This window comes from Caballeronia sp. LZ024, assembly GCF_031451455.1.
Lineage (GTDB): Bacteria > Pseudomonadota > Gammaproteobacteria > Burkholderiales > Burkholderiaceae > Caballeronia > Caballeronia telluris.
Map to the genome: position 1 here is coordinate 1,241,058 of NZ_JARUXL010000004.1, position 19,246 is coordinate 1,260,303.

At 65.4% G+C, this 19,246-nt stretch carries 15 protein-coding genes; 12 read left to right on the top strand and 3 right to left on the bottom strand.

Going from position 1 to position 19,246, the window contains the following annotated elements; all coding sequences use genetic code 11:
- The first annotated feature begins 344 nt into the window (after positions 1 to 344).
- The 10 genes from QCE48_RS27965 to QCE48_RS28010 all read left to right on the top strand — a co-directional run bounded on the left by QCE48_RS27965 (position 345) and on the right by QCE48_RS28010 (position 12,682).
- Complete coding sequence (locus QCE48_RS27965) at positions 345 to 1,619, top strand: serine hydroxymethyltransferase (RefSeq protein WP_309781758.1); 1,275 nt, start codon at positions 345 to 347, stop codon at positions 1,617 to 1,619.
- Positions 1,620 to 1,638: 19 nt separating this feature from the next.
- Complete coding sequence (locus QCE48_RS27970; RefSeq protein ID WP_309781759.1) at positions 1,639 to 2,610, top strand: dipeptidase; 972 nt, start codon at positions 1,639 to 1,641, stop codon at positions 2,608 to 2,610.
- Positions 2,611 to 2,637: 27 nt separating this feature from the next.
- On the top strand, positions 2,638 to 3,174 hold the full coding sequence (locus QCE48_RS27975) for a DUF5943 domain-containing protein (protein WP_309781760.1): 537 nt from the start codon (positions 2,638 to 2,640) through the stop codon (positions 3,172 to 3,174).
- A gap of 34 nt (positions 3,175 to 3,208) precedes the next feature.
- Positions 3,209 to 5,272 (top strand): NADH:flavin oxidoreductase, encoded by a 2,064-nt coding sequence (locus QCE48_RS27980; protein ID WP_309781761.1) that lies wholly within the window; start codon positions 3,209 to 3,211, stop codon positions 5,270 to 5,272.
- A 2-nt stretch (positions 5,273 to 5,274) separates the two neighbouring features.
- On the top strand, positions 5,275 to 7,191 hold the full coding sequence (locus QCE48_RS27985) for a (Fe-S)-binding protein (protein ID WP_309781762.1): 1,917 nt from the start codon (positions 5,275 to 5,277) through the stop codon (positions 7,189 to 7,191).
- Between the two features lie 3 nt (positions 7,192 to 7,194).
- On the top strand, positions 7,195 to 8,358 hold the full coding sequence (locus QCE48_RS27990) for an electron transfer flavoprotein subunit alpha/FixB family protein (protein ID WP_309781763.1): 1,164 nt from the start codon (positions 7,195 to 7,197) through the stop codon (positions 8,356 to 8,358).
- On the top strand, positions 8,355 to 9,113 hold the full coding sequence (locus tag QCE48_RS27995; protein WP_309781764.1) for an electron transfer flavoprotein subunit beta/FixA family protein: 759 nt from the start codon (positions 8,355 to 8,357) through the stop codon (positions 9,111 to 9,113). The genes QCE48_RS27990 and QCE48_RS27995 overlap by 4 nt, the downstream gene beginning before the upstream one ends.
- 70 nt (positions 9,114 to 9,183) lie before the next feature.
- Complete coding sequence (locus QCE48_RS28000; protein WP_309781765.1) at positions 9,184 to 10,479, top strand: aromatic ring-hydroxylating dioxygenase subunit alpha; 1,296 nt, start codon at positions 9,184 to 9,186, stop codon at positions 10,477 to 10,479.
- Between the two features lie 34 nt (positions 10,480 to 10,513).
- Complete coding sequence (locus tag QCE48_RS28005; RefSeq protein ID WP_404981873.1) at positions 10,514 to 11,701, top strand: FAD-binding oxidoreductase; 1,188 nt, start codon at positions 10,514 to 10,516, stop codon at positions 11,699 to 11,701.
- Between the two features lie 123 nt (positions 11,702 to 11,824).
- Positions 11,825 to 12,682, top strand: a complete 858-nt coding sequence (locus tag QCE48_RS28010; RefSeq protein WP_309781767.1) for a glycine betaine ABC transporter substrate-binding protein — start codon at positions 11,825 to 11,827, stop codon at positions 12,680 to 12,682.
- A gap of 54 nt (positions 12,683 to 12,736) precedes the next feature.
- Here the strand turns inward: QCE48_RS28010 and purU are convergent, their stop codons facing one another.
- A complete protein-coding gene (purU, locus tag QCE48_RS28015) occupies positions 12,737 to 13,618 on the bottom strand; it encodes a formyltetrahydrofolate deformylase (RefSeq protein WP_309781768.1) in 882 nt (293 codons plus the stop codon).
- A gap of 350 nt (positions 13,619 to 13,968) precedes the next feature.
- Here purU and QCE48_RS28020 point away from each other — a divergent pair, with 350 nt between their 5' ends.
- Positions 13,969 to 14,463: a thioesterase family protein gene (locus QCE48_RS28020; RefSeq protein ID WP_309781769.1), complete on the top strand. Its 495-nt coding sequence runs from the start codon at positions 13,969 to 13,971 to the stop codon at positions 14,461 to 14,463.
- On the opposite strand, the gene QCE48_RS28025 is transcribed toward QCE48_RS28020, so the two are convergent.
- Together QCE48_RS28025 and QCE48_RS28030 are read right to left on the bottom strand one after the other, a co-directional pair.
- On the bottom strand, positions 14,403 to 16,655 hold the full coding sequence (locus QCE48_RS28025; RefSeq protein WP_309781771.1) for a heavy metal translocating P-type ATPase: 2,253 nt from the start codon (positions 16,653 to 16,655) through the stop codon (positions 14,403 to 14,405). The genes QCE48_RS28020 and QCE48_RS28025 overlap by 61 nt on opposite strands.
- 95 nt (positions 16,656 to 16,750) lie before the next feature.
- Complete coding sequence (locus QCE48_RS28030; protein ID WP_309781772.1) at positions 16,751 to 17,401, bottom strand: FMN-binding negative transcriptional regulator; 651 nt, start codon at positions 17,399 to 17,401, stop codon at positions 16,751 to 16,753.
- 266 nt (positions 17,402 to 17,667) lie between these two features.
- Here QCE48_RS28030 and QCE48_RS28035 point away from each other — a divergent pair, with 266 nt between their 5' ends.
- Positions 17,668 to 19,155 (top strand): DUF1214 domain-containing protein, encoded by a 1,488-nt coding sequence (locus tag QCE48_RS28035; protein ID WP_309781773.1) that lies wholly within the window; start codon positions 17,668 to 17,670, stop codon positions 19,153 to 19,155.
- Positions 19,156 to 19,246: the final 91 nt, after the last annotated feature.

Sequence of the window (19,246 nt, forward strand, 5' to 3'; positions counted from 1 at the left end):
TTTCTTGTGCAACTACCATGCCATAAGGCTAAACCCTGAGCGAGGCGTGGCCGTGCCCCACGGCGGCGCTAAGGTCGCACCGCAAACGGGTTGAGACGGCCGCCGCGCGGGCATCCGCGCTTCACGGCAGTGCAATGCGCAAACCCGCTACCTCAAATCGCGCGACGCCACTTGTCGAAAAAGGACGTGCATGTCGGAAAAGGCCAAGAACGCGTCTGAATTCGTAAATTGACACGACGGGCATGAGACAAGAATAGACGCATCGAAGCGCAGTAACGGACGGCCCGCCGGGCTAGGCCGCGGCGCCTCGGAACCGTTCCAATTCCTTGATCCACGGACCCTACATGTCGAATCCGAATCCTTTCTTCGAAGAGTCGCTGGCGACGCGCGATGCCCTCGTGCGCGGCGCCGTACTGAAAGAACTCGAGCGCCAGCAATCGCAAGTCGAACTGATCGCGTCGGAAAACATCGTGTCGCGCGCGGTGCTCGAAGCACAGGGTTCGGTGCTGACCAACAAGTATGCCGAAGGCTATCCGGGCAAGCGCTATTACGGCGGCTGCGAATTCGTCGACGAAATCGAAGCGCTCGCCATCGAGCGCATCAAGCGGCTCTTCAACGCGAAGTTCGCGAACGTGCAGCCGCATTCCGGCGCGCAAGCCAACGGCGCCGTCATGCTCGCGCTCGCCAAGCCGGGGGACACGGTGCTCGGCATGTCGCTCGACGCGGGCGGCCACCTGACGCACGGCGCGAAGCCCGCGCTCTCGGGCAAGTGGTTCAACGCGGTCCAGTACGGCGTGAATCGCGAGTCGATGCTGATCGACTACGAACAGATCGAGGAACTGGCACAACAGCACAAGCCGTCGCTCCTGATCGCGGGTTTCTCCGCGTATCCGCGCGAGCTCGACTTCGCGCGCCTGCGTTCGATCGCGGACAACGTCGGCGCCAAGCTCATGGTCGACATGGCGCACATCGCCGGCATCATTGCGGCGGGCCGCCACGACAATCCGGTCGATCATGCGCACGTCGTGACGTCCACGACGCACAAGACCTTGCGCGGCCCGCGCGGCGGCTTCGTGTTGACCAACGACGAAGACATCGCGAAGAAGATCAACTCCGCCGTCTTTCCCGGCCTGCAAGGCGGCCCGCTGATGCACGTGATCGCGGGCAAGGCCGTTGCGTTCGGCGAAGCGCTGCGGCCGGACTTCAAGACCTACATAGACAACGTGCTCGCCAACGCACAGGCGCTCGGTGATGTGCTCAAGCAAGGCGGCGTCGATCTCGTGACGGGCGGCACCGACAACCATCTGCTGCTCGTCGACCTGCGTCCGAAGGGCCTGAAGGGCAACCAGGTCGAGCACGCGCTGGAGCGCGCGGGCATCACCTGCAACAAGAACGGCATTCCGTTCGATACCGAGAAGCCGACCGTCACCTCGGGCATTCGCCTCGGCACGCCGGCGGGCACGACGCGCGGCTTCGGCGTCCACGAGTTTCGCGAGATCGGACGCCTGATCGTAGAAGTGTTCGATTCGTTGCGCGACAGCCCGGAAGGTCATGCCGCCACCGAACAGCGCGTGCGCCGCAAGATCTTCGCGCTGTGCGAACGCTTCCCCATCTACTGAGAACGCCTGGAGCATTCAGATGAGCAACCTGCACGAAAACAGCATCATCATCGACGGACTGAACATCTCGAAGTTCGAGCGCTCGGTGTTCGAGGACATGCGAAAGGGTGGCGTCACCGCTGTCAACTGCACGGTGTCGGTGTGGGAAGACTTCCAGAAGACCATCGACAACATCGCGGAAATGAAGCAGCAGATCCGCGAATACAGCGAGATCCTGACGCTCGTGCGCACGACCGACGACATCCTGCGCGCGAAGAAGGAAAACAAGACCGGCATCATCTTCGGCTTCCAGAACTCGTATGCGTTCGAGGACAACCTCGGCTACATCGAAGTGTTCAAGGAACTCGGCGTGAACGTGGTACAGCTTTGCTACAACACGCAGAACCTCGTCGGCACCGGCTGCTATGAAGCGGACGGCGGCTTGTCGGGCTATGGCCGCGAAGTGATTCAGGAGATGAACCGCGTCGGCATTCTGGTCGATCTCTCGCACGTCGGCGCCAAGACGTCTTCCGATGCGATCGCCTGCTCGAAGAAGACGGTCACGTATTCGCACTGCTGCCCGTCGGGCCTGAAGGAACATCCGCGCAACAAGAGCGATGAACAACTCAAGGAGATCGCCGACGCCAACGGCTTCGTCGGCGTGACGATGTTCGCGCCGTTCCTGAAGCGCGGCGCCGAAGCCAACGTCGACGATTATCTCGAAGCGATCGAATACGTGGTCGATCTGATCGGCGAAGACAAAGTGGGCATCGGCACGGATTTCACGCAAGGCTACTCCACCGAGTTCTTCGACTGGATCACGCACGACAAGGGCCGCTATCGCCGCCTGACGAACTTCGGCAAGGTCGTGAATCCCGAAGGCATTCGCACGATCGGCGAATTCCCAAACCTGACCGCCGCGATGGAACGCGCGGGCTGGAGCGAGTCGCGCATCAAGAAAGTCATGGGCGAGAACTGGATGCGTGTGTTCGGCGAAGTCTGGAACGTCTGATCGACGCTTATAAAAAGGAACCTCACGATGCAACCTCAACTGCCCATCGACGTCGATCCCAATACCGGCGTCTGGACCACCGACGCGCTGCCGATGCTCTACGTGCCGCGCCACTTCTTCACGAACAACCACACGGCGGTGGAAGAAGCGCTCGGCCGCGATGCCTACGCCGAGATCCTCTACAAGGCGGGGTACAAGTCCGCGTATCACTGGTGCGCCAAGGAAGCCGAGAAGCACGGCATCAGCGGCATGGCTGTATTCGAACACTATCTGAAGCGCCTGTCGCAACGCGGCTGGGGCCTCTTTACGATCACCGAATCCGATCCTTCGACATCGCGTGCGCGCATCGAGCTGCACAACTCGTCGTTCGTGCTCGCGCAGCCGGGCAAGGAAGGCAAGCTTTGCTACATGTTCGCAGGCTGGTTTGCGGGCGCGATGGACTGGGTGAACGACACGGCCGCGCCCGAAGCGAAGCAAGGTCCGCGCTCGCATTCCATCGAAACGCAATGCGCCGCCGAAGGACACGATCACTGCGTGTTCGAAGTGTCGCCGCTGGCCGCCTGAGCATCTACGCACAATCATTCCGAGGTCGATCGCGATGCGTTACCCGAACCTTTTCAAGCCTCTCACGCTGAACAAGCTGACCCTGCGCAATCGCATCGTCAGCACGGCTCACGCGGAGGTCTATGCGGAGCCGGGCGGTCTGCCGGGCGACCGCTATATCCGCTACTACGAAGAGAAGGCGAAGGGCGGCGTGGGTCTGGCCGTATGCGGCGGGTCGAGCCCGGTTTCGATCGACAGTCCGCAAGGCTGGTGGAAGTCGGTCAATCTCTCGACCGACAAGATCATCGATCCGCTTGCGCGTCTTGCCGAAGCGATGCATCGCCACGGCGCGAAGATCATGATCCAGGCGACGCACATGGGCCGCCGCTCGGCGTGGCATGGCGAGAGCTGGCCGCATCTGATGTCGCCCTCGGGCGTGCGTGAGCCGGTACATCGCGGCAACGCGAAGATCATCGAAGTGGAAGAGATTCGCCGCATCATCGCGGACTTCGCGGCTGCCGCGAAGCGCGTGAAGGATGCGGGCATGGATGGCATCGAGATTTCGGCGGCGCACCAGCATCTGATCGACCAGTTCTGGAGCCCGCGCACGAACTTTCGCACCGACGAATGGGGCGGCTCGCTCGAAAACCGCCTGCGCTTCGGCACGGAAGTATTGAAGGCGGTGCGCGAAGCGGTGGGCGCGGACTTCTGCGTCGGCCTGCGCATGTGCGGCGACGAATTCCACGAAGACGGCCTCGATCACGAACAGTTGAAGGAGATTGCGCAGGCGATGTCGGAGTCGGGCTTGATCGACTACGTCGGCGTGATTGGATCGGGCGCGGACACTCACAATACGCTCGCGAATTGCATGCCGCCGATGGCGCTGCCACCCGAGCCGTTCGTGCATCTCGCGGCCGGCATCAAGTCGGTCGTGAAGCTGCCGGTGATGCATGCGCAGAGCATCCGCGATGCGGGTCAGGCGGAGCGTCTGCTCGCGAGCGGCATGATCGATCTGGTCGGCATGACGCGCGCGCAGATCGCCGATCCGCACATGGTCATCAAGATTCGCGATGGCCGCGAAGATGAAATCAAGCAGTGTGTCGGCGCGAACTATTGCATCGACCGCCAGTACAACGGGCTCGACGTGCTGTGCGTGCAGAACGCCGCGACCTCGCGCGAAGCGACGATGCCGCATGTGATCGAAAAGACGCGCGGACCCAAGCGCAAGGTGGTCGTGGTCGGCGCGGGTCCGGCCGGACTGGAAGCGGCGCGCGTGGCGAAGTCGCGCGGACACGACGTCGTGCTGTTCGAGAAGAACGATTACGTCGGCGGCCAGATCATGATCGCCGCGAAGGCGCCGCAGCGCGAGCAGATGGCGGGCATCGTGCGCTGGTTCGACATGGAGACGAGGCGCCTCGGCGTCGATCGACGTCTGGGCGTCGCCGCCGACGACAAGACGATCATGGCCGAGAAGCCGGACATCGTCGTGCTGGCGACGGGCGGCTCGGCGTTCACGCAGCACGTTCCCGCGTGGGGCGTGGAGGAAGGGCTCGCCGTGAGTGCGTGGGACGTGCTCTCGGGCAAGGTCGAGCCGGGCAAGAACGTGCTCGTCTACGACGGCGTCAGCACGCATGCCGGCGCGGGCGTCGCGGACTACATGTCGAGCCGGGGATCGAATGTCGAGATCGTGACGCCGGACGTGAAGGTCGCGGACGACGTCGGCGGCACGACGTTCCCGATTTTCTATCGACGCCTCTATGCGCAAGGCGTGGTCCACACGCCGAACTACTGGCTCGACAAGGTGTACGAGGAAGACGGCAAGAAGATCGCCGTGCTTCGCAACGAGTACACGGAAGAGCAGGAGGAGCGCGCGGTCGATCAGGTGGTGATCGAGAACGGCAGCACGCCCAACGACGAACTCTACTGGAAGCTCAAGCCCGAGTCGGTCAATCGCGGACAAACCGACGTGCACAAGCTCTTCGCGTCCGAGCCGCAGCCCTCGCTGTCGGAAGAACTCGGCAATGGCCGCTTCCTGCTGTTTCGTGTCGGCGACTGCATCTCCATGCACAACATCCACGGCGCGATCTACGACGCGCTGCGTCTTTGCAAGGACTTTTGACGATGAGCCCCGTGTTTGTCATCACCGTCTTGCTGTGGGTTTCGGTGGCCGGTCTCGCGTTCGCCGTGATGAAGCGCGCGGCGTACTGGCGCGAAGGGCGCGCGACCGCTGCGGGCGCCTACGGCTGGGCCAACCTGCTGTCGATCCCGAAGCGCTATTTCGTCGACCTGCATCATGTGGTCGCGCGCGATCCGTATATCGCGAAGACGCATGTCGCGACTGCGGGCGGCGCGATCCTCGCGATGGCGCTCGTGTTCCTGAACTACGGACTCGCGATCTATTCGCCGTGGCTCGACAAGGCGATCTTCCTCGCTGCGTTGATCATGCTGGTGGGCGCCGTGTTCGTGTGGCGCAGGCGGCATGGCGCGAAAGCCGTGCCTGCGCGGCTGTCGCGCGGTCCGTGGGACAGCCTGCCGCTCTTACTCGGGTCGTTCGCGCTCGGTCTCGCGCTGTTCGTCGCGCTGCCGGCGGGCGCGATGTCGGGTGCGCTCGCGGTCATCGTCGCGTTGCTGATCGCGGCCGGCGCCTTCGCGATGACCTTCGGCGCGGCGCGCGGCGGTCCGATGAAGCACGCGATGGCGGGTCTCCTGCATCTCGCGTTCCATCCGCGTCAGGAGCGCTTCACGAACAAGGACCACGCAAACGACGTCGTGCCGCCGACCGCGCTCAAGATGCCCGTCCTCGATGCAAAGGAGTATGGCGTCGGCAAGCCAGTGGAGTTTCGCTGGAACCAGTTGCTGAGTTTCGACGCCTGCGTGCAATGCGGCAAGTGCGAAGCCGCGTGCCCCGCATTCGCATCGGGCCAGCCGCTGAATCCGAAGAAGCTGATTCAGGATCTCGTGACGGGCATGGTCGGCGGAACGGACGCCGCCTACGCAGGCAGCCCGACGCCCGGCATTCCGGTCGGCCGTCATGCGGGCGCGCCGGGCAAGCCGCTGATGTCGAGCCTGATCGAAGCGGACACGATCTGGTCCTGCACCACTTGCCGCGCGTGCGTGCAGGAGTGCCCGATGCTGATCGAGCACATCGATGCGATCGTCGACATGCGTCGCAACCAGACGCTCGTCGAAGGCATCGTGCCGGGCAAGGGACCGATCACGCTGGCGAACCTGAGAGAGACGGGCAGCGCGAACGGCTACGACATCGGCGCGCGCTATGACTGGGCCGTGGACTTGCAGGTGCAGGTCGCGCAGCCGGGACGTCACGTCGATGTGCTGCTGTTCGCGGGCGAAGGCGCGTTCGACATGCGCTATCAGCGCACGCTGCGCGCGCTCGTCAAGATATTGAACCAGGCGGGTATCGACTATGCGGTGCTCGGTGGCGTGGAGACCGACACGGGCGATACGGCCCGTCGTCTCGGCGACGAAGCGACCTTCCAGCAGCTCGCGAAGCAGTTGATCGGCACGCTCGCGCAGTACTCGTTCGGCAAGATCGTGACCGCCGATCCGCACGTGATGCACAGCCTGCGCAACGAGTATCGCGCGCTCGGCGGCTTTTACGACGTGCAGCATCACACGTCGCTGATCGCGGAGATCGTCGCGAGCGGCAAGCTCTCGCCGCGTGCCGCCGCCGCGCTCGCCGAAAAGAAGGTCACGTATCACGATCCGTGCTATCTCGGCCGCTACAACGGCGAGACGGAAGCGCCGCGCAAGTTGCTGAAGACCATCGGCATCAAGGTGGTCGAGATGGAGCGGCATGGCATGCGCGGTCGCTGCTGCGGCGGTGGCGGCGGCGCGCCGCTCACCGACATCCCCGGCAAGCAGCGCATTCCCGACATCCGTATCGCCGACGCGCGCGCCATCGACGCGGAGATCGTCGCGGTCGGCTGCCCGAACTGCACGGCGATGCTCGAAGGCGTCGTGGGTCCGCGTCCGGAAGTGCTCGACGTGGCGGAACTCGTTGCGGCCGCGCTGGAGTAAGCGATGAACGACACCATCAAACGAATCGACCCGCGCCGGCCGTTCACGATCACGGCCGATGGACTCAGGCGCATCACGCTCGGCGCGACCGGCGGCGGCATGATCGACATGGCGGCCATGCTTCACGGCGGTCATCGCGAGCAGGCGAAGCAGCGTCGCACGACGGCCGTTGCAGAGCGCGCGCTGCTGGTCGCGGCGCACACGGACCGCGGTGCGCTCGACGATCACGCCCGCCAGACGCTCGCCGCCGCCGCGTTGATCGCGGATGCGCACACAGAAGTCGTGCTGCTCGCATTCGGCGAGTTCAACGACGACGCGGCCGCGCTCGGCGCTGACAAACTCATCGCGTTGCCCGCGTTCGACCGGCGCGGCTTCGCGCCCGAAGACGAACTGAACGCGCTGGCCGCTTACGTCGCCGCGTTTTCTCCGGCGCACGTGTTCCTGCCGGACAACGCAACCGGCGACGGCGACCTCGGCCGCCGGTACGCGGCGCGCGCGAACGCGAGCGTCGCGACGCACGTCGTCGAAATCGATGCGAAGCATGTCGCGACGTATGCGCAAGGCGGCAAGGCGTTCGCGACGCGCGCGCTGCCCGAAGTGATCCTGCTTGGCGCCAACGCCGTCGATCCGAAGCTGCCGTTCGTCGGCGCGGGCGAGCGGGTCGAAAGCATCGGTGTGGCGGCGTCGAAGGGCGCGTATCGCGATCTCGGCATCGAAGAGATCGACGCCGCGCAGGTCGCGCTGGAAGAGGCGGATTTCATCGTGTCGGCGGGTAACGGCGTGTCGGACGTGCCCGCGTTCGAGCGCCTCGCCCGCACGCTGGGCGCCGCGATCGGCGCGAGCCGCGTTGCAGTCGACGACGGCAAGTTCACACGCGACAAGCAGATCGGTGCGACCGGCAAGACCGTCGATGCGAGCGTGTACATCGCGTTCGGCATTTCGGGCGCGGTTCAGCACTTGCAGGGCATCAAGGATTGCCGGCATGTGATCGCCGTGAACCTCGACGCCAGTTCGCCGATTGCCAAGCGCGCCAACCTGACGATCATCGCGGACACGCAGGAAACCATCGCGGCGCTGACCGAAGCGGCGTCGGCCGCGCGCCAATCGAAGGGTACGAGCGCGGCGTTGCTGAACACGAAGCCCGTCGCGGAAGGAGCACTGGCATGAAGATCGCCGTACTGGTTTCCATCGGACGACACCCGGTGAGCGGCACCGCGCGCTACAGCCGCAACGATGCCGCCGCGCTGACCATGGCGCTTTCCATCGCGAAGGCGCGCCGCGCGACGCTCGATGTGCTGCATGCAGGCGATCCGTCGAGTCCCGCGCTACGCGAATATCTGGCGCTGGGCGCGGCGCGCGTCGAAGTGCTCGACGTCGAAGGCGACGCCATCGCGGCGCTCGCCACACGCCTGAAAGGCTACGACCTCGTGATGACCGGCACGCGAGCCGAAGGCGCATTCGACAGCGGCATGCTGCCTTACCGTCTCGCCGATGCGCTTGGCGTGGCGCTCGTCGGCTCGGCGGTCGATGTGACGGTCAAGGACGCGGCGGTCGAAGCGCGGCAGTTCATGCCGAAGGGCTTGCGCCGCCGCGTCGAGGCCTCGCTGCCCGCGCTCGTCGCCGTGCATCCGATGGCGAACGCCGCGCCGCGCTACGCCTATGCGCGCCTGCGGGAAGGCACGGTCGCGCCCGTACTGATGCGCGCGCCGGCGGACGCCGAATCGGCGCACTGGACGCTGCGTCCCGCGACCGCGAAACCGGTCAGGCTCGCCGCCGCCGAGAAGCGCTCCGGCCACGCGCGCATGCTTTCCGCGACGACGACCGAGAGCCGCGGCGGCAGCGTCGTAATTGAAGGGAGTTCCGTCGAAAAAGCACAAGTGATCCTGGCGTATTTGCGCGAGCATCAACTCGTGGATTACTGATTTTTCGTTTCGCAGACAACCTGCCGGCACGAACGCTCGAGCGGGTCACCCAGGCACAACGGAGCACACGATGAAAGTTTCGGCAGACGTTCGCGCAATGATCGAACGCCGCAAAAAAGGCTACACGCTCGAAGCGCCGTTCTACACGAGCGAGGACATTCATGCGCTCGATCTCGACGCGATTTTCCGCAAGCACTGGATTCAGGTCGCGGTGGAACCGGACGTCCCCGAGCCGGGAGACTACATGACGGTCGAGATCGGCAACGATTCGGCGCTGATCGTGCGCGACGACGACATGCAGATCCGCGCATATCACAACGTCTGCCGGCATCGCGGCGCACGCCTGTGCAATTCGGAGAAAGGCTCGCTCGGCAACATCGTCTGCCCTTATCACAGCTGGACCTACAACCTCAATGGCGACCTGATGTTCGCCGAGCACATGGGCGACCAGTTCGACCGTTGCAAGCATAGTCTGAAGCGCGTTCACGTGGAGAATCTGGCGGGCCTCATCTTCATCTGCCTGGCCGACGAGCCTCCCGCCGACTTCAGCGTGATGCGCGCCGCGATGGAGCCGTACATGCTCCCGCACGGTCTCAAGGACACGAAGATCGCCGCATCGATCGATATCGTCGAAGAAGGCAACTGGAAGCTCACGATGGAGAACAACCGCGAGTGCTATCACTGCGTCGCGAACCATCCCGAGCTGACGGTTTCTCTCTACGAATACGGCTTCGGCTATCAGCGCACGCCAGCCAACGAAGAAGGCATGGCCGCGTTCGAAGAGACCGTCGCGCGACGCACCGCGCAGTGGGAAGCGATGAACCTGCCGTCGGCGGAAATCGAACGTCTTGCCGATCTCGTCACTGGCTTTCGCACGCAACGCCTGCCGCTCGACCGCGACGGCGAATCGCAGACGCTCGACGCGAAGGTCGCATCGAAGAAGCTGCTCGGCGGCTTCGAACAGGCGGACCTCGGCGGCCTGTCGTTCTGGACGCAGCCGAACTCGTGGCATCACTTCATGAGCGATCACATCGTGACGTTCTGCGTGATTCCGCTGTCGGCAGGAAGGACGCTCGTGCGCACGAAGTGGCTCGTGCACAAGGATGCGCGCGAGGGCATTGACTACGATGTGAACAACCTCACGGCCGTGTGGCGCGCGACGAACGACCAGGACCGCACGCTGGTCGAGTACTCGCAACGTGGCGCGACGAGCAGCGCTTATGAACCGGGCCCCTACTCGCCGTTCACGGAAGGTCTCGTCGAGAAGTTCTGCGAGTGGTACATCGCGCGTCTCGCCGACTACGCCGATGCGCCCGGCGCCGTGCCGGCATCGTATGTTGAAAAAGTCGTGTCCTTCATGCGCTAAAGGCGCCGCCTGAAACGAGAAGCAGGAGAAACACATGATGCGCGATCAGGCGATCTTCGAGGCGACGAGCCGCGTGACCCAGCCGCAATTCTGGGGCACGCTGCCCGCGCGGTGGGACAGCGACACCGACGACACGCTCGTCTGCTGTCACGTCCGGCAGGAAACGCACGACGTGAAGAGCTTTTTCTTCCGCGCGCCGGGCGAACGCGCGTTCGTCTTCGAGCCGGGGCAGTTCATCACGCTCGAACTCGACATCGACGGCGAGACGATTAACCGCTGCTACACGATTTCGTCACCGCCCACGCGTCCCCATACGATTTCGATCACGGTCAAGCGCGTGCCGGGCGGCAAGGTCTCGAACTGGCTGCACGACAATCTTCAGCCCGGAGCAAGCGTGCGCGTGCTCGGGCCATCCGGCGAATTCACTTGCGCGCGGCATCCGGCGCGCAAGTTCCTGTTCCTCTCGGCGGGGTCTGGCGTCACGCCGCTGATGTCGATGAGCCGCGCGCACCATGAACTCGGCGAGGACAGCGACATCGTGTTCGTGCACAGCGCGCGCACGCCCGACGACATCATCTTCGCGCGCGAACTGGACCTGATCGCGTCCAACCAGGCGAATTTCCGCACGGCGTTTGTCTGCGAGCGGATCGGCGCGCGCACGAACTGGCCGGGCATCACGGGCTTCCTGACGCTGCCGCTCCTCAAGCTGATCGCGCCGGATTTTCTCGAACGCGAGATCTTCACGTGCGGTCCCGCGCCGTACATGAAAGCGGTGCGCCATCTGCTCGACGAAGGCGGTTTCGACCGCAAGCACTATCACGAAGAGAGCTTCTCGTTCGAGACAGTTTCCGAAGTCGCCGCGCAACTCGCCACCGCTCATGTCGCCGATGCGTTGCAGGGCAACGGGCATTCGGCAGAGGAATCGGTCGGCTTCGCGCCTGCGCCCGCTGAAGTCGAAACGAAGTTCAAGGTCAGCTTCGCGAAGAGCAATCGCGAGATCGAATGCGGCAGCGGACAGCACGTGCTCGACGCCGCGAAGAAGGCGGGCGTGAGGCTCGCCGCTTCGTGCACGCAGGGCATTTGCGGCACGTGCAAGGTCAAGCTCGTGTCGGGCGCCGTCGACATGAAACACGCAGGTGGCATCCGTCAGCGCGAAATCGATCAGGGGATGGTGCTGCTGTGTTGCAGCAAGCCGTTATCCGATCTCGTCGTCGACAAATAGGACGCAGGGAAAACAGCCGACGTCGCATCAGGACAACTCGATGTCGGAAAACAGCGTTACAGCGCAATTCTGGCTGGCGATTCTGAATGCTCAACGGCTTGAACCGCGAACGGGAGAACGACGATGAGACTGATCAAAAAGCTGCTGGTACTAAGTACTTTAAGCGCGGCGCTGGCTGCAACGAGCGTAGGGGTTTCCGCCGATACGAAACCGACCATCAAGATCGGCTACGTGGAAGGCTGGGACGACAGCGTCGCGACGTCCAACGTGGCCGCGCGCATCATCGAGAAGCGCCTCGGCTATCAGGTGCAACTGGTTCCCGTCGCGGCCGGCGTGATGTGGCAGGGCGTGGCGCGCGGCGACCTCGACGCGACGCTCTCCGCCTGGCTGCCGGTCACGCACGGCGCGTACTGGAACAACTTCAAGGATAAGGTCGTCGATCTCGGCCCCAACTTCAACGATGCGAAGATCGGTCTGATCGTGCCTGAGAACCTCGATGTAAAGAGCCTCGACGACCTGCAGGCGAAGAAGGCGGAGTTCGGGTCGCGCATCGTCGGCATCGACGCGGGCGCGGGCGTGATGCAGAAGGCGAGCGAGGCGATCAAGGCCTACAAGCTCGACTATCAGTTGATGCCGAGTTCGGGCAGCGCGATGACGGCCGAACTGGCGCGCTCGGAAGCGGCCAGCAAGCCGATCATCGTGACCGGCTGGAAGCCGCACTGGATGTTCGCGAAGTACAAGCTCAAGTTCCTCGACGATCCGAAGAAGGTGTTCGGTGAAGCCGAGCACGTAGATAGCGTCGTGAATCCGGAGCTGGAAAAGAAGGCGCCGCCGGTCGTCGCATTCCTGAAGAAATTCCAGTGGAAGCCGGGCGAGATCGACAGCGTGATGCTCGCGACGCAGAACGGCGAAAAGCCGACCGCCGCCGCCGATGCATGGATCGGCGCGCATGGCGATCGGGTGGATAGCTGGGTGAAGTGATCGGTTGGTTGAATAGCTGCAAAACGCCGCTTGATACCCAAGCGGCGTTTTGCGTTATTGCAGCACGACCGTTCGGTCGCCGTTGATGAACACGCGCCGCTCGATGAACGCCTTCACCGCGCGCGCAAGCGTAATGCATTCCACGTCGCGTCCGGTCGCGAGCAGTCGCTCCGGGCTGTAAGAATGATCGACGCGCTCCACTTCCTGCTCGATGATCGGACCTTCGTCCAGATCGTCGGTGACGAAGTGCGCCGTCGCGCCGATCAGCTTCACGCCGCGCGCATGCGCCTGGTGATAAGGCTTCGCGCCCTTGAAGCCGGGCAGGAACGAATGGTGGATGTTGATCGCGCGGCCCGCGAGCTTGCGGCTCGTGTCGCCGGACAGAATCTGCATGTAGCGCGCGAGGATCATCAGTTCCGCGCCGCAGGTGTCGAACAAGTCGAGAATGCGCGCTTCCTGTTGCGGCTTGGTGTCCGCCGTGATCGGGAGATGATGGAACGGCAGGCCGTGCTGCACGGCGAGCGGCTCCAGGTCCCGGTGGTTCGACGCGATACCGACGATGTCCATTTTTAGCTCGCCCATGCGCCAGCGGAACAGGAGGTCGGCGAGGCAATGTTCCAGCTTCGACACCATGATCAGCACCTTCGGCCGCGCGGCGACGTCGTGCATCGCCCAGGTCATGTGAAAGCGCGCCGCGATCGCTTCGAATTCGCGCTTGAGCGCCTCGATCTGAAGCGTCTCGTCGCGCTCGACGCCATGAAACACGCAGCGCACGAAGAAGCGTTCGCTCAGGTCGTCGTCGAAGACGGTCAGTTCGTCGATATAGCATTGATGCCGGTCGAGAAAGCCGACGACGGCGGCAACCTGGCCCGCCGCGCTCGGGCAGGCGACGGTCAATACCAGTTGATGCGGACGGGAAACCGAATCGGCGGGCATGCGTTCTCCACTTCAATGTTTGGGCCAGGCCGCGGACGCGGCACTGCATGATCGAAGTAGAGCAAACCGGGGCCGCGTCCGGATAGAAGCTAAACGCCGTCGCACTGGAACGGAAGCGTCAGGCGCTCATTCGACGCCGCATTCGTCCAGCAGCCACTGGCGGAAAGCGTTGATGGTCGGCGTCGGCGTGCGCCCGCATGAGCCACGAACGCGTAGCTGTTAAACGTGATGCCGCGATGCCCGGACGGCGAATCCGGCATGAGACACTTCATGCAGCAGTTCGGCCCCGCGCACGTCGCGGCAAACGGGCGGCCGCAGCATCGGAATCGAAGACTGACGACGGAGGCGAGATGGCCGCTGCATTCACGATCTACCGCGATACGGTCCGGCCCGAATGGGTCGACTACAACGGCCATCTGCGCGATGCGTTCTACATGCTGATCTACAGTCTCGCGACGGATGCGTTCATGGACCGCATCGGGCTCGACGACGCCACGCGCCGCGCCCGCCATCGCACCATGTACACGCTGGAAGCGCACGTGAACTTCATGCGCGAGATGAAGGAGGGCGCGCCGCTTCGCATCGACGCGCAGGTGCTCGCGCGCGATGCGAAACGCGTTCATCTGTACATGGAGATGTTCGAAGGCGAGCAAAGCGAACCGGTGTCGGCAAGCGAGCAGATGCTGCTGCACATCGATTCGAGCAGCGAACCGAAGTCGGCCGCGTTCGATGAAGACATCGCCGGACGCATCGCCGCGCTGTGCAGCGACGCGCCCGCCGCACGTTACGCGGGACGCGTGATCGGGCTGCCCGCGCGGTCGTCGGCGGCGGCCGATCCCGCCTGAGCGTGCCACGTCCTCAACAGCAGCGCGTTGGTCACGACGCTCACGCTGGAGAACGCCATCGCGGCGCCCGCGAACATCGGATCGAGCAGCCCGAACGCCGCGAGCGGAATGCCGATCAGGTTATAGACGAACGCCCAGAAAAGGTTCTGCTGGATCTTCCGGTACGTGCGCCGCGAGATGTCGATGGCATCCGCGACGAGCGCCGGATCGCCGCGCATCAGCGTGATGCCGGCCGCTTCGATCGCGACGTCCGTGCCGCTCGCCATCGCGATGCCGATGTCGGCGGCGGCGAGCGCCGGGGCGTCGTTGATGCCGTCGCCCGCCATCGCGACGACGCCGTCCGTCGTCGTCTTGAGTTGCGCGATCACGCGCGCCTTGTCGTTCGGCAGCACCTGCGCGTGAACGTCCCCGGGCGCGATGCCAAGCGCCGCCGCGACGCTCGCCGCGCTGCCCGCGTTGTCGCCGGTGACGAGCACGCTTCTCACGCCCATCGATGCCAGCCGCTCGACCGCGGCGCGCGCGGTCGGCTTGATCGTATCGCCGAAAGCGATCAGGGCGAGCGCGCGCGGGCCGTCCATCGCGATCAGCCACGACACGGTGTTGCCCTGCGCTTCCAGTTCGCGCGCCCGCGCGGCGAGCGCCTGCGGCACGTCCGCGTTCAACTCGTCGAGCCAGCGTGAGCTGCCGATCGCCAGCGTGTTCGCGCCATCGGAGGCGACGCGCGCCTCGACGCCGCGTCCCGCGACCGCGCGCGCTTCGCTCGCTTCGAGACGCGGCGCGCGCGCTTCATCGGCCGCGGCGACGACCGCCCGCGCGAGCGGATGATCGCTCGTGCGCTGCACGGCGGCCGCGAACCCGAGCGCCTGTGTGCGATCGACGCCCGGCGCGGTTTCGAACGCCGTCACCGTGGGACGGCCGACCGTCAGCGTGCCCGTTTTGTCGAAGGCGACGACCTTGATCCGGTGCGCGAGTTCGAGCGCCTCGGCGTCCTTGATGAGCACGCCGTGACGCGCCGCGACGCCCGTGCCCGCCATGATCGCGGTCGGCGTCGCGAGGCCGAGCGCGCACGGGCACGCGATCACCAGCACGGCGACCGCGTTCAGGAGCGCAGTCTCGGCGTGCGCGCCGTGCACGAGCCAGCCAATCAACGTGACGAGCGCGATCGCGAGAATCGCCGGGACGAACACTGCCGACACGCGATCGACGAGCCGCTGGATCGGCGCCTTCTCCGCCTGCGCGGATTCGACGAGCCGGATGATGCGCGCGAGCGTCGTTTCCGCGCCGATCGCCGTCGTCTCGATCGCGATCACGCCTTCGCCGTTGATCGAACCGGCAGTCGCGCGCGCGCCCGGTTCCTTCGCGACGGGCAGGCTTTCGCCCGTAATCAGCGATTCGTCGATGTGCGTGCGGCCCTCGCGCACGATGCCGTCCACCGGCACGCGCTCGCCCGGCCGCACGATCGCGACGTCGCCGATGCGCACGTGGGCGAGCGCAATCTCGCGCTCGCCCGACGTGTCGCGCACGCGCGCGCGCTCGGGACGCAGCGCGTTGAGCGCGCGGATCGCGTCGGTGGTCTGGCGCTTGGCGCGCGCCTCCAGCCACTTGCCGAAGCGCACCAGCGTGATGACGACCGCCGACGCCTCGAAGTAGAGGTGCATCGCGTCGCCGGGATGCGCGAACATCTGATAGACGCTCAGTCCCCACGCCGCCGACGTGCCGAGCGCGACGAGCAAATCCATGTTGCCCGCCTTCGCGCGCACCGCGTGCCACGCGCCGACGTAAAAGCGCGCGCCGAGCACGAACTGCACGACGCTCGCGAGCGCGAGCTGAACCCACATAGTGAGTTCGAACGCGCTGCCGAACATCGGCAGGACGAGCGGCAGCGTGATGAGCGCCGAGACGATCACGGCGGCGAGTTCGCCGTTGCGCATCGGCGACGGCGCGGCGGGCGGCGCTTCGGGCTGGATCGGCGTGGCTTCGTAGCCGGCCTTGGTGATCGCGGCGACGAGCTGCTCGTCGCTCACGGACGCGCTCGCGTGGACGGTTGCCTTCTCGGTGGCGAGATTGACGGACACGCGCTCGACGCCCGGCACGCGCGTCAAAACCTTCTCGACGCGCGCCACGCACGACGCGCACGTCATTCCTCCGACGGCGAATTCCGCCGTTTTCGACGATGCTTCTGCACTGGACATGACAACTCACTCCGGTCTGACTGGGGCGATTCCTGTAACGACGAACCCCGACAGAAGCAGTATCGACCTTCCCATGCTTGGAAGGTCAAACGAGGTCATTTGATAGGCGGCGGGGCGGCGAGCATCGCGCCCGCGAGCGCGTCGGTTTGCGAGTCGTCGCGCGTGCGCAGGCCGTCGGCCGCGCCGCGCCGGTCGGCGTCGCTCTTGTTCTGCGAAAGCTTCGCCTTTCCGACGAACCGCGTCACCTCGATCTCGATCCCGACGATCGCTCCCAACATCTGGTCGATGAAATCGGCGGGCGCGTCGCCCATTTTCCAGGGCACGGGCTGGCCGGCTTCCATTTTGCGCGTGAGGCGCGCGACGAGGCCGCGCACGAACGCTTCGTCGTCGCGCACGGTGATCCGGCCGTGCGCGTGCACGACGAGATAGTTGTAAGTCGGCACCTGCCGGTGCGCCTCGTGCTTGCTCGGATACCAGTTCGGCGAAATATAGCCAGTCGGCCCCTGGAAAATCACCAGCACGTCCGACTGCGGCCCGACTTCGCGCCACACCGGATTCGCCCGCGCGACGTGGGCGCGCAGCGTGCCGGGCGCGCCCGGGTCCTTGCTCGCATCGAATTCGAACGGGACGTGATTCGCGTCGAGGCCATTCGGCCCGGACGTGACGAGCGCCCCGAGCGGATGCGCCGCGATCAGCGCGTGCAGCGCCTCCGGGCGCGTTTCTTCAAAGTGGGCGGGCAGGTACATCGTCGGCTCGAAAAGTGGGATGGACAGGCGTCGATGGTACGCGAGGCGGGCCGGCGCCGAAAGGCGGGCGCCGCCATTGTCGAGCCTTCGCACGCCGCCGGCGCGCGCGATGTTACGTGCTCCTTGCCTATCCTGAAAAGATAAGATAAAACCCGGATTCCGAGATGCGAAGATGCGTGGAAGAACCGCGCGGCGTCGAGGCGGGGCAAGGGCCACGGCGGACCGCGTCGCATGGACATACAGTAAAAAAACCGGATCGAACTCGAATGAAAACCAATCGACGCTGGGCATTCCCGTTGCATTCGGTTGCCTGCGCGGCTGCCGTTCTCGGCGCCGCGGCCCTCATGGCGGGGTGCGCCACGAAAACGCAGCAGGCCAAGGCGAGCGGCGGCTGGCTGAAGGATCAGGTCGCGGACGCCTACACGTTCGGCTTCCCGCTCGTCGCCACCGATCTCGCGCGCGAGCGCGCGGCGGGCGGCGACGCCAGCCGGCCCGGCCAGGCACCGCTCAACACGCTGCGTCACGCGACCGCGCTGCCGCCGGTCGGCGCGCGTGGTTTCCCGAGCGTCGACACGATCGATTCGAGCGCCTGGCTCGATGTCGCGAGCGGACCGGTGCTGGTGTCGCTGCCGGCTGCGCGCAGCCGCTACTACGACGCCCGCGCATTCGACGCCTGGACCAACACGCTCTATTCGAGCGCCGAGCGCATGCCGTTCCCGAAAGCGCAAACGATAGCGTTCGTCCCGGCCGGGTGGAAAGGCGTGTTGCCGGCGGGCGCGGCGCGCGTCGATTCGCCGACACGTTACGTCTGGCTGTCGATTCGCGTGCGGGTGAACGGTCCGCGCGACGTGCGCGAAGCGCGCAAGCTGCAGACGGCGATGCAGATCGAGACCGCGCCGGACACGGGCGGCGGCGTGAAGAGCGCGAAGAGCACGGCGAACGACGCGGCAGCGAACGCCGCGCTCGCCACGCCCGCGACGGCCGGCGCCTGGCCGACGGGCGCCGCGGAGCGCACGATGGCGTCTCCCGCGCAGATGTCGCCGGCCGAGCAGGCAGCGTCGCTCGACGCCAACGCGTTCTTCGCGCGGCTCGCGCGCGCGCTCGACGACAACCCGCCCGCCCCCGACGACGCTCACGAAATGAGCCAGCTCGGCGAGCTCGGTGTGGTGCCCGGCGAGCCGGTGCAGTTCCGCAAGAGCGACGCCGAGTTGCTCGCCACCGGCCTTGCCGACGCCCGCGAGCGCTTGGCGACGGTGCCGTCGAATGCGCTTTCGAAGAACGGCTGGACCTGGTTCGGCGACGGCGCCGGCAATTACGGCTCCGACTACACGCTGCGTGCGTTCCTCGCGCGCAACCAGCCGTGGACGCCGACGAAGGACAGCGAAGTGCGGCCGGTCGCGCGCGTCGACAGCGACGATCATCCGCTGAACGGCGCGAATACCTACGTGCTGCATATCGCGCCGAACCAGGTGCCGCCCGTGCGCGGTTTCTGGACGCTCACCGCGTACACGAAGGACGGCGCGCTCGCCGATTCGAAACTGCCGCGCCTGTCGATTTCGGATCGCGACAAGCTGAAGAAGAACCGCGACGGCTCGGTCGACGTGATCGTGTCGGAGCGTTCGCCGGGCAAGGCGCGCGCGTCGAACTGGCTGCCGGCGCCCGGCGCCGACTTCCAGCTCGTGATGCGCCTTTATGCGCCGAAGCCGCAGGCCAGTGACGGAAGCTGGGCGCCGCCCGTCATCGAGCGGCAGTGAGACGAGGCTGCGTCGCGAACGCGGCGCGCCGATCGACCTTTTAGTACAACGTTTGCGCTCTGCATCGTCGTATACTCGGGCATCACAATTC

Excerpts from the sequence above, each read along its gene's own strand:
- QCE48_RS27965 (WP_309781758.1), top strand. The coding sequence starts at position 345 with ATGTCGAATCCGAATCCTTTCTTCGAAGAGTCGCTGGCGACGCGCGAT.
- QCE48_RS27970 (WP_309781759.1), top strand. The coding sequence starts at position 1,639 with ATGAGCAACCTGCACGAAAACAGCATCATCATCGACGGACTGAACATC.
- QCE48_RS27975 (WP_309781760.1), top strand. The coding sequence starts at position 2,638 with ATGCAACCTCAACTGCCCATCGACGTCGATCCCAATACCGGCGTCTGG.
- QCE48_RS27980 (WP_309781761.1), top strand. The coding sequence starts at position 3,209 with ATGCGTTACCCGAACCTTTTCAAGCCTCTCACGCTGAACAAGCTGACC.
- QCE48_RS27985 (WP_309781762.1), top strand. The coding sequence starts at position 5,275 with ATGAGCCCCGTGTTTGTCATCACCGTCTTGCTGTGGGTTTCGGTGGCC.
- QCE48_RS27990 (WP_309781763.1), top strand. The coding sequence starts at position 7,195 with ATGAACGACACCATCAAACGAATCGACCCGCGCCGGCCGTTCACGATC.
- QCE48_RS27995 (WP_309781764.1), top strand. The coding sequence starts at position 8,355 with ATGAAGATCGCCGTACTGGTTTCCATCGGACGACACCCGGTGAGCGGC.
- QCE48_RS28000 (WP_309781765.1), top strand. The coding sequence starts at position 9,184 with ATGAAAGTTTCGGCAGACGTTCGCGCAATGATCGAACGCCGCAAAAAA.
- QCE48_RS28005 (WP_404981873.1), top strand. The coding sequence starts at position 10,514 with ATGATGCGCGATCAGGCGATCTTCGAGGCGACGAGCCGCGTGACCCAG.
- QCE48_RS28010 (WP_309781767.1), top strand. The coding sequence starts at position 11,825 with ATGAGACTGATCAAAAAGCTGCTGGTACTAAGTACTTTAAGCGCGGCG.
- purU (WP_309781768.1), bottom strand. The coding sequence starts at position 13,618 with ATGCCCGCCGATTCGGTTTCCCGTCCGCATCAACTGGTATTGACCGTC.
- QCE48_RS28020 (WP_309781769.1), top strand. The coding sequence starts at position 13,969 with ATGGCCGCTGCATTCACGATCTACCGCGATACGGTCCGGCCCGAATGG.
- QCE48_RS28025 (WP_309781771.1), bottom strand. The coding sequence starts at position 16,655 with ATGTCCAGTGCAGAAGCATCGTCGAAAACGGCGGAATTCGCCGTCGGA.
- QCE48_RS28030 (WP_309781772.1), bottom strand. The coding sequence starts at position 17,401 with ATGTACCTGCCCGCCCACTTTGAAGAAACGCGCCCGGAGGCGCTGCAC.
- QCE48_RS28035 (WP_309781773.1), top strand. The coding sequence starts at position 17,668 with ATGAAAACCAATCGACGCTGGGCATTCCCGTTGCATTCGGTTGCCTGC.